Genomic DNA, 14,724 nt, shown 5'->3' with positions numbered 1-14,724 from the left:
TTGACTGATCAAAAAACACCACGCAGTCTCCCGCTCTCTGAAGCAATCACGATTGCTGCACAAGCGGTAAGCGAGGTCATGAGCGGAAGATCGCTTACTGAGCTTCTCGATCAGCTAGAGGCCCACGAACGCCCGATCGTTCAGAGCTTGAGCTTTGATGCACTTCGCAAATGGGTGCGCTCTCACGAATTCATTAAGCAATTCATTCCAAAGACTCCACCCCCTGAAGTAGATCATTTGCTTAGCGTTGCGATTGCCTTATTTTTGCAAGATCCAGCCGAGAGCAAGGGCTATCCAGCTCACACGATTGTGGATCAGGCGGTGAAGGCTTGTGGTGAATATGACGAAACCATGTATGCCAAAGGTTTAGTGAATGCGGTCCTGCGCAAGGTAAGTCTCGTGGTGCAACCACCAGAGGGCGAGAAGCGTTTTCCGCCCGATCCAATTCCAATGTATGTACCTGCTTGGTGGCGTGCTAATCTGAAACGCAATTATTCCAAAGCATGGCAATCGATTTTGTTTCAACAGGCCAAGCGTGCACCATTAATTTTGCGTGTGAACCAAAGACAATATACGCGCGAGCAATATCAAGCCTTATTGTCTGAGTCCGGAATTTCTTCAATGCCAATAGAAGAATTGGCGGGCGTTCAATTGCCTTCCGCTCTCCTGTTGCCTGAAGCGGTTCCCGTATCCGATCTACCTGGTTTTTATACTGGCGCTGTGTCTGTACAAGATGCAGGCGCACAACTGGCTGCAGTCTTACTAAGTCCTCAGGTGGGAGAGTTGGTGTTGGATGCCTGTGCTGCTCCCGGTGGAAAAACGGCACATCTATTGGAGCTTGCAGATTGTTCAATGCGGGCTCTAGAGTTAGACGGCGAGCGTATTGGAAAAATTGGTGGCAACTTAGATCGCCTGCGTTTGCAGTCCGACAAAGTGCGCGTGTTACGCGGCGACGCTTCCAAGGCGGCCTGGTGGGATGGCGTTCTTTTTGACAAGATTCTGCTTGATGCCCCTTGCTCGGCCTCTGGAATAGTGTCGCGACATCCTGATATTCCATTTTTAAGGCGCGAAGCAGACATTAGGGCGCTACAAGAAAGACAACGAGCCATTTTGAATCAGGCGTGGATGATGCTCCAGGTAGGAGGGACCCTTTTGTACGTCACTTGCTCGATATTTCCCGAGGAGGGCGAGGAGCAGGCTGTTTGGTTTGCTGAGCAACACTCCAATGCGGTACGATTAGGCGCTTCAGGCCAGATTTTGCCGGGCGAACTAAACGACGGTTTTTACTATGCTTTGTTTAAGAAAAATGGGCCATGAGCCGAAGAATTAAACAATTCCTCATTTTGTTCTTGATGGTGTTGGGTGTTTTTTCAACCACCGTTAGCGCCGAAGGAATCAAGATCAAATCCTTTGAGTTGGAGAAGGCGGATAACGACTGGCTTCTCAACGCAACTTTCCAGATTGAGCTATCTCCTGGACTAGAAGATGCCGTGCAAAAAGGCGTCGTTCTCTATTTCCAAACAGAGTTTGATTTAGTTCGATCACGTTGGTATTGGTTTGATGAAAAGTCTGCGCTTGTGCAAAGGCAGGCCCGCCTTTCTTATCAGCCACTCACACAGCAGTACCGAATAGCATCAGAGGGCTTTACTTTTTCTGCCAGAACCATGTCTGAGGCATTGCAAGCAGTGGGTAGTATTGGCGGATGGCGAGTTATTGAGGGCTCTCAACTAGATCCTAGCAAATCTTATACAGCCAGTATGCGCATGAGTTTGGATCTTAGTAAGCTACCAAAACCTTTTCAAGTAAACGCACTAAACAATCGCGATTGGAATGTATCAAGCGATTGGTACCGCTTTCCATTTTCTCCTACTGGCCCTAATTTAATTAAGCGATGAGATCGATAGCAGCCATGCTAGACCCGGGTTTTTTTACATCCAAGGCTTGGAGTAAAAAAATCATTCCGGTCACGATCGGTGTGATCGGCGCTTTTGCTTTATTGCTTTTAGTTTTATTGGCGATTGCCTCTTCCAACACAGAATTTTTTGATAACTACTTTATTTGGCTCTACGCCGCCAATGTAGTAATCGGAATTTGCTTGACTCTAGTCATTTTGATTTTGGTGGCTGTTATCGCCGTACGATGGTATCGCGGGCACTTTGGTACGCGTTTGATTGCAAAGTTAGCCATGATTTTTGCTTTAGTCGGAATCGTTCCGGGCTTAATTTTGTACGGCGTGTCATTGCAGTTTGTGTCGCGCAGTATTGAGACCTGGTTTGACGTCAAAGTAGAGACAGCGCTGAACTCGGGTTTAGAGTTGGGGCGCGTAACGTTGCGAGTAGCCCAAGAAGAAATTTTGGGCGAGGGCAATTTTATTGCCGAACAGATTGTGCAGATACCCTCAGGCACTAGCGCTGAGCAGGTGGCCACCTCAGTAATGAAGATTCGCAATCAATTTGGCATTCAAGAGCTTAGTCTTTTTAATATGCAGCGCAATCTGATCTTCACCAGCGAGATAAAACCTAAAAAATACTTTCCTGCGCCCAGTGCAGACGTGGTTGCGGAGGCATTTAAAAAGAAGGGCATTACCTTTCTAGATCAAATTGAGGTAGAGGGTGGGCAGCGGGGCTATCGAGTTAGAGCAATTGTCCCGATTGTTCGTAAAAAAACGATCTATAGCAAAGCAGATTTAGGCAAAGATGTGGAAGACAAATATTTTTTACAGCTAGTACGCTATATTCCAACGCCCTTGGCCAAGAATATTTTTGCGGTGGAGTCAGCGTATAGCGAATATCAAGAGAAGGCCTTGGGGCGCACTGGTCTACGCAAGATGTTTGTGGGTACCTTAACCCTGACTCTTTTCTTCGCGGTGTTCGTGGCCATTACTTTGGCTTTGATGTTGGGTAGGCAGCTTGCGCGCCCCCTTCTAATGCTTCTGAGAGGCACCCAGGCAGTTGCACAGGGAGATTTGTCTCCCAAGCCAGAGCTCGATACTGGCGATGAGCTTGGCATGCTTACACGGCAATTTAATGTCATGACTAGGCAGTTGGCTGACACCCGAACTTCTTTGCAAGAATCCAAAGCATTCTTAGAGCGCGTGTTGGGAAGTCTCACGGCAGGCGTATGCATTTTTGATAAAAACTACAACGTTGTTTCTAGCAATGAGGGCGCAGATCGTATTTTTGGTCAGGACCTTACTCTCCTTGATGGAAAGCCCCTCGGCAGCAGACCGGCTCTGTTGGAGTTTGAGGGGGTCATCAAAGAAGGCTTTTCTACTATGAAGCTCGCAGTGCTGGGCGAGGGAGATGCAGAACAAAAGACCACGCCGACTAATGCGCCGGTGTGGCAAAAACAAATTCAACTACACACTACAAATGAATTTGAAAATGAATTGGGGGTAACTCTATTTGTGCGCGGTACAGAGCTGACTGGCGATTTACGTATGGTTGTTTTTGATGACATTACTGATGTGGTGAGCGCACAAAGATCTATCGCTTGGAGTGAAGTTGCTAGACGTCTTGCTCATGAAATTAAAAACCCTCTAACGCCCATTCAGCTCTCCGCGGAAAGATTGCAGCATAAGCTTGCAGGTAAGCTGAGCCCAGAGCAAGAAGAAATGATTAATCGCAGCACCGAAACCATCATTGGTCAGGTACAAGCCATGAAAGAAATGGTGAATGACTTTAGGGATTTTGCGAAGACGCCAACCCCACAACTCAAGTCAGTTTCCATCAACACACTTACTTCAGAAATTTTGGGTCTGTACGAGGGCAGTCCATTACGCACTCAGTTAGATCCTCATTGCCCAGAGATCATGGGGGATCCCACGCAACTAAGGCAGGTAATCCATAACTTGCTACAAAATGCTCAAGATGCCACTCTTGAGGGGCCTCGCCCCAGTAGTCCGGTAGAGGTTAAGACAGAATTAGTCCCTTATGGCGAACACAATGGCGTAGCTCAAAATGCTGTGCGATTAACAATAAGTGATAGTGGGGTTGGATTTCCAGCTAAGATATTGGCAAGAGCCTTTGAGCCTTACGTAACAACAAAGAGCAAAGGCACGGGTCTGGGTTTGGCAGTAGTTAAGAAACTCATTGATGATCACTCGGCCAAAATTGAAATTCGGAACCGCATGCAAGGTGAAGAAGTGGTTGGTGCGAAAGTGTCAATATTGTTTATGAATCTAGCAAAAGAGGCAGCATAAGCATGGCTAGTATTTTGGTTGTTGATGACGAGATGGGAATTCGTGAGCTTCTCAATGAGATTCTCACTGATGAAGGCCATACTGTGTACGCTGCAGAAAGCGCGGTACAGGCGCGCACTATTCGCGAACAAATGCGCCCTGACTTAGTCTTGTTAGACATTTGGATGCCCGATACCGATGGCATTACATTGTTAAAGGAGTGGTCCAATACTGGCCAGCTCACGATGCCAGTAGTAATGATGTCTGGGCACGCAACGATTGACACTGCAGTTGAGGCCACTCGTATTGGCGCACTCAATTTTTTAGAAAAACCGATTGCTCTACAAAAGCTTTTAAAGACGGTTAGCAAGGCCCTGGAGAGTTCTCCTAAATATGTTGAGCCAGAACGGGTGAGAGCCGTTCAGTCGAGCGCCAATTCCGTTGTCACGCCAAAGCAGGTGGTTTCCGAATCGGCTGCCCCAGCTGTTGAGGGCGAATACATTAGTGGGATTGCAAAAACATACTTTGATCTTCCTTTGAGGGAGGCAAGAGATTTGTTTGAGAAGGCGTATTTTGAACATCAAATGCAAATCATGGGCGGCAGTATGACCAAGATTTCAGAGTACACAGGTCTAGAGCGAACCCATTTGTATCGCAAACTGAAGGCCTTGGGAATAGATACCTCGCGCAATAAAGGCGAGAGCTAGGCGACCACCCAATAAGGGCAAATACCACAAAACCCAGAAATCATGGGCTACTAAGCAAATTTGAAGATGATCCAAGCCAATTCGTTATAATCCCAATTCTTGGCCTGGTAGCTCAGTCGGTAGAGCAGAGGATTGAAAATCCTTGTGTCGGTGGTTCGATTCCGCCCCGGGCCACCAAGAAACACTAAAACCACCTTTGGGTGGTTTTTTCATTTGGTCTTTCGGAAAGGCTGCGTGATTCAGGATTTTTAACCCTGGTTGCTTATCCCAGCTGATGTATGTACAATGTACATATGACTTCGTTACGATTTGAATGGGAACCTAGAAAAGCTTCAGCCAATCTGAAGAAACACGGTATTTCATTTGAAGAGGCGAAATCTGTGTTTTATGATGAAAGTGCTAAGTTAATTTCCGACCCCGATCATTCGGAGGACGAAGACAGATTTATCTTGCTGGGAGTAAGCCATTCTCTTCGTGTGATTTTGGTTTGCCATTGTTATCGAAGCGAGGGTAATGTCGTTCGTATTATTTCGGCTCGTAAGGCAACCCCTAAAGAGTCAAAAGCTTATTAAAGGTGATGAAGATGCGTAAAGAGTATGATTTCTCAAAAGCTCGTAAAAATCCATATGCTTCTATGCTCAAGAAGCCCATTACGATTAGATTGGATGAGGATTCAGTGAGTTACTTCAAATCTGTATCAGAAGAAGTTGGAATTCCTTATCAAAGCCTCATTAATCTCTATTTGAGAGATTGTGCCGCTTCGCATAAGAAATTGAACCTTAGCTGGAAGTAGTCTAGGGGTGGGATGAGAATTTCCTGAGGCTCCGGTTCGATTCCGCCCCGGGCCACCAAGAAACACTAAAACCACCTTTGGGTGGTTTTTTTATTTACAACAGATTAATTCCAAAGCTTTTTATCACCAAGGCAAATAAGCCAAAGCAGATGGCTGTTGCCACTACACACGCACCCATGGTCACCCAGAATCCTAGCCTTGGTAGCAGGTAAGGAAACAATAGAAACATTGGTAGCGTTGGAATCACATACCAAAATGTGTAATAGGCGTGATTAGCAATTTTTTCATCAGGTTGATTTTCTACATAGAGCCATACCAAGGTTAAGAATGTCATTAGTGGCAATGCCGCAATAAAACTACCCAACCTATTGCTGCGTTTGGCAACCTCAGAGATGAATACAACCATTCCTGCTGTTAATAGATACTTTGTAATGATCCAAGCCATAAAAGCCTTTATAGTGATTGCTTGCCCCATTATAGGAATGTCGTTTAAAACGACATTTTTAATGTGTGATGAGGGTAATCACCAACGCATGTCTCTTCAAAAGTAGCTATTCTTACTTCAACCAAAAATACTATGGAGGAGACATCCATGAATTCAGATAACTTTACCAATAGACGTAAAGTCATTACAGCCGCACTGGCTGGTGGAGCCAGTTCATTATTGCCATCTTGGGCGATAGGCGCAGAGAAAACAAATTTACCTATAGCCTATGGTGAGCGCGAACTCATGGCTTTTCCTGAGAAGAAGCCCATGATTGTGCTTACTTCCAGGCCGCCGCAATTAGAAACACCATTTAAGTATTACGACAATCATGTCATTACGCCAAATGATGAATTCTTTGTACGCTATCACATGGCCGGCATTCCAACATCGATAGATCCCAACACTTATAGATTAAAAGTTGGCGGTAATGTAGAAAAGCCTTTAGAGATTTCTCTAGAGGCATTAAAGAAAAATTTTCCATCTCAACGCATTGTTGCTGTTAATCAATGCTCTGGTAATAGCCGCGGCTTATTTGAGCCTAGAGTTAATGGTGGGCAACTCGGTAATGGTGCGATGGGTAATGCCGCTTGGGTTGGCGTTGCCTTAAAAGATATTTTGAAGGCGGCCAATCCCGGTAGTGGAGCCAAGCAAGTAACTTTCAATGGCTTGGATCAGCCAATTCTCCCAAGCGATTCAGATTTTGTAAAAGGTCTAGATATTGATCACGCCATGGATGGCAATGTGATGGTTGCCTATCAAATGAATGGAACAGATATTCCTTTCTTAAATGGCTATCCAATCAAGTTAATTGTTCCTGGCTACTACGGAACGTATTGGGTTAAGCACCTTAGTGAAATTAAAGTGGTCGATGATGTATACAACGGCTATTGGATGAATCCTGCTTATCGTATTCCTGATAATGACTGTAACTGTGTCGCGCCAGGAACGGCACCCTCAAAAACCATCCCCATTAATCAATTTACGATTCGCTCTTTCATTACTAACTTTACAGACAATAGCGTTGTCACTGTTGGTAAGCCCGTTCAAGCTCGAGGCATTGCCTTTGATGCTGGCTATGGAATAAAGAAGGTTTTGTTCTCGCAGGACAATGGACAAAATTGGACAGAGGCGAGATTGGGCCAAGACCTTGGACGTTTCTCATTTAGAGAGTGGCGCATTGAATTTACGCCAAAACAAAAAGGGATATTGGACTTAAGGGTCAGAGCATTTAATCATGCCGGCCAAATTCAGCCCATGACTGCAAGCTGGATGCCGGCTGGCTATATGCGAAATATTGTTGAGACTGTAAAAGTCACAGCGGTTTAAGGAGAAAATATGAAAAAAACTATCATCCTTCTATCTGCTCTAGCTTTGACACAAATGGCACTAGCTAAAACGATTGAGTTACCAGCCGATACTGTTTTATGGCGACCATCAGATTTGCCCGGCTATCAGCTGACTTTACAGAAATGTTCTACCTGCCACTCTGCCCACTATGCAGAATATCAACCGCCCAATACGGGAGTTGGCTATTGGAATGCTCAAGTTTTAAGGATGAAAAATGTATTTAAGGCGCCCATTACTGATGAGGAGGTTCCAGTCATAGTCGACTACCTTAATAAAACTTATGGGGCAAACAGGAAATAGAATTAAACATCCCCGGCCCTGGTTGATTCCGCCCTGGGCCACCAAGAAATACCAAAATCACCTTCGGGTGGTTTTTTATTGCATCTTTGTGACTAGAGCTAAAGTTGTATTTCCAAAAGTGATTGATCACTTTAATCTAAAGGCGCACATTCATATTGGAGATTAGTCATGCATAAATTAGGATTTTTGATGGCAGTAGCAATTGCCTTCTTTGCGGGAGCTGTTAGCGCGTCTGTATTGGCTGATTCGAAGGCGAATGAGAGGGTTTCCTCTTCCATAGATCGGGCCCATGAGCAACAACAAGCTTATTAAATAGGATTCCTTATCTGGACCTTAAATTCTACGCCCAGATTTTTATTGGCTGGAGTAGACCTCAAAACCACCTTCGGGTGGTTTTTTCATGTGGTCGTTCAGCAAGAGCAAATGTAAAGCTATGAGAAGTGGAGATTTGGCGATTACTAGCTATAAGCTGGAAAGCAGAAAAACTTCTTACTTATCGCATCCTCTGGTGTCTGCATGATGATCTCTTGGATTGCTTTATCAGATTTACTACAGAAGAAGTATTCTGTAGGACACATTGATCTATCCAATGTGCCGTTTAAAACAGCAAAATGCATAAGATCCTAAAATCTATCAATGAAATGGTTTTCAACACTTGCCTTAGCCTTCTTTATCACTCAGAGCTTTGCTCAAGAGAATCCCAATCCCTTTGATGTTCGGGTTAGCGTGACACAGGTTGATGGCCGTTTTCATGCTCAAGCAAGTTATTCCGTGCCAATTAATATTTGTAGTGCCCATGTATTCATTACAGATTATGAGGGCTCAAAGAATATCCCGGGAATAATTGAAGCAAGGGTTATTTCAAGAGTGGGAAATAAGGTGCGCGTATACAGAGTGATTGAAGAGCAAATTCTATTTTTCTCTATAGAGATGAAATCAACGGTGGAATATACAGAGCTACCAAATAGGTCTCTAACTTTTGAGCAGATCAGCGGCGATAATAGGTCTTACAAGGGAACCTGGAAATTGCTAGAGGAAAAAGATAAAACAGTTTTTAAGTATGATGCTCAAATTGAGCCTAACTCAATTATCCCCTCAGCCATCATTGAATACTTTTTAAAAAATAGTATGCGGGGGCGATTTGAATCTATGGCGCAAAGAGCTATCCAACACAAGTCTATTGAAGCAGTGGCCTGTAAATAGCTATCACTTTTTTTGCACGCATTGACTAAATCAGCGGCGCCACCTGAGGCGATGCTCTTAGGTGCAAAATTGTCTCCCCTCGGCCCTGGTCGATTCTACCCGGGGCCACCAAGAATCTGAATAGCCCACTTGTTGTGCTATTTTCTTTTGTGGCTTGGCAGGCTAGACGCCATTAGTTGAGGGTATCCCCATCGAGAGCTGTCTTTTTAAGGAACCCTTTATGAGCTGGAGATTTGCCATCCCCGCGTCAGTCAAGCGTCGACTTAAGCGACGTCCATCCAAGGTCGGCACTTGCGATAGTGTTTAAAACGACAATTCTTATTATGCTCAAGGGTTAGTCCTAGCTGAATCCCATCGCACTTAGCACTATCTTGAATTGTCATATAAAAAGCCAATTCAAGATAGTTATCGATTGGAGGAGACATTAACCACCTTTTGGGTGACTTTTCATTTAAGGTAAAGACAGGGAGTTCGTTATGAAAATATTGTTGGCTACGCTGTTTACATTTTTATTCTCCGCGACAGTTTATGCAGAGAATTTACCCGGCGGATTTATTACAGTTAAAGAAGATCAGATTGTTTGGAAGACCAATGAAAATGGTGTCAAGCAAACCACACTATACGGAGACCCTAGCAAGCCAGGAATTTATGTGGTCCGCAATATTTTTCCTGCAGGAGTAATGAGTGCACCCCATTCTCACGATCAAGATCGATTTGTTACGGTAATCAGTGGGGTCTGGTATGCAGGTATGGGCCCTGAGTGGGATCCAAAAAAGAATATTCCAATGCCAGCAGGTAGTCTGATGTTTCATCCGGCTAACGGCGTACATTTTGATGGCGCCATGGCGGCTGATACCCAAGTGCAAATTATTGGTATGGGACCAGTGAAGACAGTCTGGGTTTATCCCAAGGAAGATCATTTTGGAAAACCCCATAAGTTAAGCCAATAGGAAGAAATCCTGGCCCTGGTTCGATTTCGCCCCAGGCCACCAAGAAACACTAAAACCACCTTCGGGTGGTTTTTTATTTGTTAGCGTCTAGAATGGCCAATGAGGTATTTCATACTGAGACTCTTTAGCTCGCTTCCATTGGCGGCCATTCAAATTATTGGGGCCGGTATAGGTGCATTGGTTTACTTGTTTTCTTCTAGGTACAGACGACGCCTGTATAAAAATCATCAGAGCGCAGCCCATTATTCGGGTTTCAAATCAACCCCCTGGAAGGTGGCCGCTGAATCTGGAATGATGTTTGCCGACACATTATGGATTTGGAGGCATCCAAAATCCTCTATTAATAAAGTCACCATTGAAAGCTTGGATCAAGTTGTTGAGCTATCCAAAAATGGAAAAGGCCTAATTGTTCTTGCTTCACATTTAGGAGGCTTTGAAATAGTGCCTCGTATTTTTGCCGAGCATACAAGAGCAACAGTGATGTATAGACCGGCTCGAAAAAGATGGGTGAATGAGCTCATGCTTAAATCACGTCATCACTCCGAAATTGATTTTGTTGAGGCAAATATTAGCGGGGTTCGTCAGATTAAACGAGCTTTAGTAAAGGGCGAGGTAGTTGGCCTATTGGCAGATCAGGTACCTAGCGTTGGCGATGGAGTATGGGCTAAATTTTTTAATCAATATGCTTATACAACCTCATTTCCAATTAAATTGGCTCGCCAAGTAAATGTAGCAATCCTTTTTGTTAGCGCAGAAAGACTGGGATTAGGAAAGGGCTGGCTCATTAAGAGCCAGTTGATGAATGAGGCATTTCCTGATTGCCTGGTTGATGCCTGTACGGAAATGAATCATTATTTTGAGGAGATGATACTTTCAAAGCCATATCAATATATGTGGTCTTACAACCGCTACAAAAGGCCGGCTGGAGCAGAATTGGCTCCCACAGAGTAAGGCATTCTTGGCCCTGGTCGATTCCGCCCTGGACCATCATGAAATACCAAAACCACCTTCTGGTGGTTTTTCATTTCCAGGTTTCTGTGATGTCGTTACAAACGATAAAAAACAAGGAGGCAGCTTCCGCCCCCTTATTTTGACAAGCCTAGTTCTTAAATAGATTTACTAAGAAAGTATTAATTTCACGGATTGCCTTTTGGGTGGCATCATCATCTTTGCCCACGTGAGGGTTTAACTCAACACAAGCATCAGAGTACTTGAACTCTTGATTTGTTTGGGCGTTAATTAAATTGCCTGGCGTCTTTTCAACAATCCTACAAGACCTAACAGTTTGTGCGTCTTTTGAAGCTACTGGTGGCACTGCTCCAAGCGGAGAATCAAATGCGTGTGGGCCAAAATCATATTCAAACATTTCTACATTTTGGTTGGCCGCTTTTAATTTACCGACATACTCCCTACAAGCGGTTATAGGGTTGTAGTCATCCGTGACACCGTGATGAAGCTGAATAGGTTTGCCAGTGGTCTTTGTGTCGCTGATGTAGCTTGTCACACAATCAGCATAAAACGGAATGTGTGCAGCAAATACAGTTCCACTCTTATTCCACATCTTATTAAATCGCTCTACACTGGCAAATAGAGTTGCTTGACCACCCCTGGAAAAGCCCATCATGACAAACTTATTGGAATCTAGGCGTGGATGCTTGGCCAAAATTTCCATTGCCTTATAGCTATCAAGAGCAAGATTCAATCTGCCTAGCAGAGCTTGATTGGGGCCCACAACGGTTAGGCCTCTTCCTGTAAAGCCATCCATACTAAATGTGGCATAGCCCTGCCCTAAGAAGTGATTGGACCAATAGTCTATGTTTGCTCCCATACCGCTTGAGCCGTGCACCAAGAAGATAACTGGAATTTTTTGACTAACGGGCTTTGGTGGAAAGCGAAGAATGCCGTTGACAGTTACCTCTTTACCATTCTTGTCCCCCAGCAAAAACTGTTTATCGGAAATCGTTAGGCTTGGAATGGAATAGATTTCTGAGCGTGGTGGATACACGATGTCAGTCTCCGCTATAGAGCAGAGAGATATAGTCGCCAAAATGGCTATGAGCAAGCACTTCATTTGATTGTGTCCCTAATATTTTTATTAAATGATGTTGCCAAAAAATAGTAGCAGAATCCATGGTGAAGATCCTGAATGAAAACCCTTGAAGGCTTGATTTAGGTTTTCTTAGCAATATCGTTAAAACAACATGCGATTCTGAGGTAAGCCAATTAAATCAGCCTCAGCAGGTCAAGAAGGTAAAGAGCATAATAAAAGCACATTAAAAATAAGAGGTAACAAAATGCTTGATACGCTTATTTTGAGCAGAATTCAATTTGCGTCAAATATGACTTTTCATATTCTTTTCCCAACAATATCTATTGCTTTGGGGTGGGTGCTTTTCTATTTCAAGGTTAAATTTAATAAAACAGGTGACTCAGTATGGAGTGAGGCCTATCAATTCTGGGTCAAGATATTCGCCCTAACCTTTGCTCTGGGCGTTGTTAGCGGCATCACGATGAGCTTTCAGTTTGGAACCAACTGGCCTGGATATATGCAAACGGTAGGTAATATCGCAGGGCCTTTGCTTGGCTACGAAGTTTTATCGGCATTCTTCCTCGAGGCAACTTTTTTAGGAATTATGTTATTTGGCTCTAAAAGAGTCTCTCAAAGAGCTCACACTATCGCCACATTTTTAGTTGCCTTCGGTACATCACTATCGGCATTTTGGATCATTGCTTTAGATTCTTGGATGCAAACCCCACAAGGGTTTGAGATGATCAATGGTCAAGCGCATGCAACCAATTGGATTGAGATTGTCTTTAATCCCTCCATGCCGTATCGCCTCCTGCATATGATGACGGCATCATTTTTGACTGTAACGTTCTTAATTGCAGGCATTTCTTCTTATCGATATTTAAAGGGCATCAATCTTTCTGGCAACCGAGCGCTGATCAAGTTGGCAATGACTATGGCGGTAGTGTTGGCCCCATTACAGATTGTCCTTGGTGATTCACATGGCTTAAATACGCTTGAGTATCAGCCTGCTAAGGTGGCAGCAATGGAGGGAATTTGGGAAACCACCAAAGGTGCCCCCGCCGTTTTGTTTGCAATACCCGATGAAACCATTAAAGCCAATAAATACGAAATAGCTATTCCAAAACTCGCATCTTTATATTTGACACACTCATTTGCCGGTGAGGTGAAAGGTTTGGATGCTTTCCCTGGGGCAACCCCACCAGTCGCCCCCATCTTCTTTGCCTTTCGCATCATGGTCGGCATCGGCATGTTGATGCTCTTAACTGCATTCGTTGGGTTTTATCTCACAAGAAAAAATAAAGAGCTACCAACCTGGCTTTTAAAGGGACTCAGTGTGATGACATTTTCTGGTTGGGTTGGGGTAGTTGCCGGCTGGTATGTGACCGAGATAGGCAGACAGCCTTACCTTGTTAGTGGAGTGCTAAAAACTGCTGATGCAGTTACTAAAGTGCCTACCAATATGGTTTTGGGTACGCTCGTGATGTACCTTGCGCTGTATTTAGGACTTATTGTTTCTTATATTTGGGTTGTTTTTTACTTGGCAAGACAAGCTAATCCTGCACATATTATTGATGAGCAAAAATCAGGCCTCACTAACAACATTGCAGGAGCATCAGAATGATTCCTAATTTATACGAACCATCTGGTTGGTTGCCCCTTTTCTTTTTGGTTGCAATGGGTATTGCTATGGTTGCTTATGTTGTCTTAGATGGATACGACTTGGGCGTTGGCATCTTATTGAATCAGGCAAGTGAATCAGAAAAAGACATCATGATTTCATCAATCGGTCCTTTTTGGGATGCCAATGAAACTTGGTTAGTACTCGGAGTTGGAGTTCTCTTAATTGCCTTTCCAATGGCGCATGGAATTATTTTGACTGAACTCTATTTGCCTGTAGGCATCATGTTGGCTGGTTTAATTTTACGAGGCGTATCTTTTGACTTTCGTGCAAAAGCCCATTTGAGTCAGAAGGCAGTCTGGAACTTTCTATTCTTTTTTGGCAGCTTTTTAGCTGCTGCATCTCAAGGGGTCATGGTTGGTAGAGAGGTGATTGGTTTTGACTCCGGATATTTGGGCTGGATATTTTCTTTTATCGTGGCGCTTTGCCTGCCGGCTGGATATGCCCTATTGGGCGCTGGCTGGCTGATTATGAAGACGTCTGGCGATCTACAGCTAAAGGCTGTTGGCTGGGCAAGGAAATGCCTCTTATTTACGGCCCTAGGCGTTGGAATCATTTCTGTAGCGACGCCGTTCTTTAGTTCGGAGATTGCGGCTAAATGGTTTACCTTCCCCAATGTCTTTTTCTTATTGCCGTTTCCAGTTCTGACCTTAGCTTGTTTTATCTTTATTGATTTGAGCTTGTTAAAAATGCAGAAGAATAAGCCTGCCCCTGTTTGGATTCCTTTTGCTCTAAGCGTAGCCATCTTTGTCTTAGCATTTCTAGGAATCGCCTACAGCATGTTCCCTTACATCGTTGTAGACAAAATGACGATTTGGGAGGCGGCTTCAGCTACGGAGTCATTGTGGGTCATATTTTGGGGGGCTATAGTTGTGCTGCCAACCATTATTGGTTACACGATTTATTCCTACAAAATCTTTTGGGGAAAAACAGAGCCGCTGAGTTATTACTAAAGCGATGGTTTGAGCGCCCTTCAAAAAGACGCTTCATGGTAGGAAATGGAGATTTGGCGATTGCTAGCCGTAAGTTGGAAAGCAGAAAAACTTC

General features: G+C 44.2%; 16 protein-coding genes and 1 tRNA gene. 15 read left to right on the top strand and 2 right to left on the bottom strand.

What is annotated here, in order from left to right:
• From rsmB to ICV90_RS10175, 7 genes are all read left to right on the top strand, one after another.
• Entirely contained in the window at positions 1-1,317 is a 1,317-nt protein-coding gene (gene rsmB / locus ICV90_RS10205) for a 16S rRNA (cytosine(967)-C(5))-methyltransferase RsmB (protein WP_215358794.1), read from the top strand.
• Entirely contained in the window at positions 1,314-1,895 is a 582-nt protein-coding gene (locus ICV90_RS10200; RefSeq protein ID WP_251367738.1) for a DUF4390 domain-containing protein, read from the top strand. Before rsmB ends, ICV90_RS10200 begins: the two co-directional genes overlap by 4 nt.
• Complete coding sequence (locus ICV90_RS10195) at positions 1,892-4,201, top strand: ATP-binding protein (RefSeq protein ID WP_215358793.1); 2,310 nt, start codon at positions 1,892-1,894, stop codon at positions 4,199-4,201. The genes ICV90_RS10200 and ICV90_RS10195 overlap by 4 nt, the downstream gene beginning before the upstream one ends.
• A 2-nt stretch (positions 4,202-4,203) precedes the next feature.
• The gene (locus ICV90_RS10190) at positions 4,204-4,887 is read left to right on the top strand and encodes a response regulator (RefSeq protein ID WP_215358792.1); all 684 of its coding nucleotides are present in this window, start codon (positions 4,204-4,206) and stop codon (positions 4,885-4,887) included.
• Between the two features lie 101 nt (positions 4,888-4,988).
• A tRNA-Phe gene (locus ICV90_RS10185) sits at positions 4,989-5,064 on the top strand.
• Positions 5,065-5,180: 116 nt separating this feature from the next.
• The gene (locus ICV90_RS10180) at positions 5,181-5,459 is read left to right on the top strand and encodes a BrnT family toxin (RefSeq protein WP_068949842.1); all 279 of its coding nucleotides are present in this window, start codon (positions 5,181-5,183) and stop codon (positions 5,457-5,459) included.
• Between the two features lie 11 nt (positions 5,460-5,470).
• Positions 5,471-5,680: a BrnA antitoxin family protein gene (locus tag ICV90_RS10175; RefSeq protein ID WP_068949841.1), complete on the top strand. Its 210-nt coding sequence runs from the start codon at positions 5,471-5,473 to the stop codon at positions 5,678-5,680.
• Between the two features lie 94 nt (positions 5,681-5,774).
• Here ICV90_RS10175 and ICV90_RS10170 read toward each other — a convergent pair whose 3' ends face one another.
• On the bottom strand, positions 5,775-6,125 hold the full coding sequence (locus ICV90_RS10170; protein ID WP_215358791.1) for a DUF3147 family protein: 351 nt from the start codon (positions 6,123-6,125) through the stop codon (positions 5,775-5,777).
• A 147-nt stretch (positions 6,126-6,272) separates the two neighbouring features.
• Here ICV90_RS10170 and ICV90_RS10165 point away from each other — a divergent pair, with 147 nt between their 5' ends.
• The 6 genes from ICV90_RS10165 (at position 6,273) to ICV90_RS10140 (ending at position 10,918) form a co-directional block, all read left to right on the top strand.
• On the top strand, positions 6,273-7,493 hold the full coding sequence (locus ICV90_RS10165) for a molybdopterin-dependent oxidoreductase (protein WP_215358790.1): 1,221 nt from the start codon (positions 6,273-6,275) through the stop codon (positions 7,491-7,493).
• Between the two features lie 9 nt (positions 7,494-7,502).
• Positions 7,503-7,814, top strand: coding sequence for a cytochrome c, class I (locus tag ICV90_RS10160; RefSeq protein WP_215358789.1), 312 nt, complete (start codon positions 7,503-7,505; stop codon positions 7,812-7,814).
• Between the two features lie 168 nt (positions 7,815-7,982).
• Entirely contained in the window at positions 7,983-8,126 is a 144-nt protein-coding gene (locus tag ICV90_RS10155) for a hypothetical protein (protein ID WP_215358788.1), read from the top strand.
• A 324-nt stretch (positions 8,127-8,450) separates the two neighbouring features.
• The gene (locus ICV90_RS10150; protein WP_215358787.1) at positions 8,451-9,017 is read left to right on the top strand and encodes an SRPBCC family protein; all 567 of its coding nucleotides are present in this window, start codon (positions 8,451-8,453) and stop codon (positions 9,015-9,017) included.
• A gap of 476 nt (positions 9,018-9,493) precedes the next feature.
• Positions 9,494-9,967: a cupin domain-containing protein gene (locus ICV90_RS10145; protein WP_215358786.1), complete on the top strand. Its 474-nt coding sequence runs from the start codon at positions 9,494-9,496 to the stop codon at positions 9,965-9,967.
• A 99-nt stretch (positions 9,968-10,066) separates the two neighbouring features.
• Positions 10,067-10,918, top strand: a complete 852-nt coding sequence (locus ICV90_RS10140; protein ID WP_215358785.1) for a hypothetical protein — start codon at positions 10,067-10,069, stop codon at positions 10,916-10,918.
• A 148-nt stretch (positions 10,919-11,066) separates the two neighbouring features.
• On the opposite strand, the gene ICV90_RS10135 is transcribed toward ICV90_RS10140, so the two are convergent.
• A complete protein-coding gene (locus ICV90_RS10135) occupies positions 11,067-12,038 on the bottom strand; it encodes a dienelactone hydrolase family protein (RefSeq protein WP_215358784.1) in 972 nt (323 codons plus the stop codon).
• A 268-nt stretch (positions 12,039-12,306) separates the two neighbouring features.
• Here ICV90_RS10135 and ICV90_RS10130 point away from each other — a divergent pair, with 268 nt between their 5' ends.
• Both ICV90_RS10130 and cydB read left to right on the top strand, forming a co-directional pair.
• Positions 12,307-13,620: a cytochrome ubiquinol oxidase subunit I gene (locus ICV90_RS10130; protein WP_251367737.1), complete on the top strand. Its 1,314-nt coding sequence runs from the start codon at positions 12,307-12,309 to the stop codon at positions 13,618-13,620.
• On the top strand, positions 13,617-14,630 hold the full coding sequence (gene cydB, locus ICV90_RS10125; protein ID WP_215358782.1) for a cytochrome d ubiquinol oxidase subunit II: 1,014 nt from the start codon (positions 13,617-13,619) through the stop codon (positions 14,628-14,630). The genes ICV90_RS10130 and cydB overlap by 4 nt, the downstream gene beginning before the upstream one ends.
• The last annotated feature ends 94 nt before the right edge of the window (positions 14,631-14,724 follow it).

The organism is Polynucleobacter sp. JS-JIR-II-b4 (assembly GCF_018687815.1).
GTDB lineage: Bacteria > Pseudomonadota > Gammaproteobacteria > Burkholderiales > Burkholderiaceae > Polynucleobacter.
Note: the sequence above shows the minus strand (reverse complement) of the source record. Positions and strands in the feature narration are given on the sequence as shown.

Bases quoted from the DNA above. Each gene is read 5' to 3' on its own strand.
- ICV90_RS10200 (WP_251367738.1), top strand. From the start codon at position 1,314: ATGAGCCGAAGAATTAAACAATTCCTCATTTTGTTCTTGATGGTGTTG.
- ICV90_RS10195 (WP_215358793.1), top strand. From the start codon at position 1,892: ATGAGATCGATAGCAGCCATGCTAGACCCGGGTTTTTTTACATCCAAG.
- ICV90_RS10190 (WP_215358792.1), top strand. From the start codon at position 4,204: ATGGCTAGTATTTTGGTTGTTGATGACGAGATGGGAATTCGTGAGCTT.
- ICV90_RS10180 (WP_068949842.1), top strand. From the start codon at position 5,181: ATGACTTCGTTACGATTTGAATGGGAACCTAGAAAAGCTTCAGCCAAT.
- ICV90_RS10175 (WP_068949841.1), top strand. From the start codon at position 5,471: ATGCGTAAAGAGTATGATTTCTCAAAAGCTCGTAAAAATCCATATGCT.
- ICV90_RS10170 (WP_215358791.1), bottom strand. From the start codon at position 6,125: ATGGCTTGGATCATTACAAAGTATCTATTAACAGCAGGAATGGTTGTA.
- ICV90_RS10165 (WP_215358790.1), top strand. From the start codon at position 6,273: ATGAATTCAGATAACTTTACCAATAGACGTAAAGTCATTACAGCCGCA.
- ICV90_RS10160 (WP_215358789.1), top strand. From the start codon at position 7,503: ATGAAAAAAACTATCATCCTTCTATCTGCTCTAGCTTTGACACAAATG.
- ICV90_RS10155 (WP_215358788.1), top strand. From the start codon at position 7,983: ATGCATAAATTAGGATTTTTGATGGCAGTAGCAATTGCCTTCTTTGCG.
- ICV90_RS10150 (WP_215358787.1), top strand. From the start codon at position 8,451: ATGAAATGGTTTTCAACACTTGCCTTAGCCTTCTTTATCACTCAGAGC.
- ICV90_RS10145 (WP_215358786.1), top strand. From the start codon at position 9,494: ATGAAAATATTGTTGGCTACGCTGTTTACATTTTTATTCTCCGCGACA.
- ICV90_RS10140 (WP_215358785.1), top strand. From the start codon at position 10,067: ATGAGGTATTTCATACTGAGACTCTTTAGCTCGCTTCCATTGGCGGCC.
- ICV90_RS10135 (WP_215358784.1), bottom strand. From the start codon at position 12,038: ATGAAGTGCTTGCTCATAGCCATTTTGGCGACTATATCTCTCTGCTCT.
- ICV90_RS10130 (WP_251367737.1), top strand. From the start codon at position 12,307: ATGACTTTTCATATTCTTTTCCCAACAATATCTATTGCTTTGGGGTGG.
- cydB (WP_215358782.1), top strand. From the start codon at position 13,617: ATGATTCCTAATTTATACGAACCATCTGGTTGGTTGCCCCTTTTCTTT.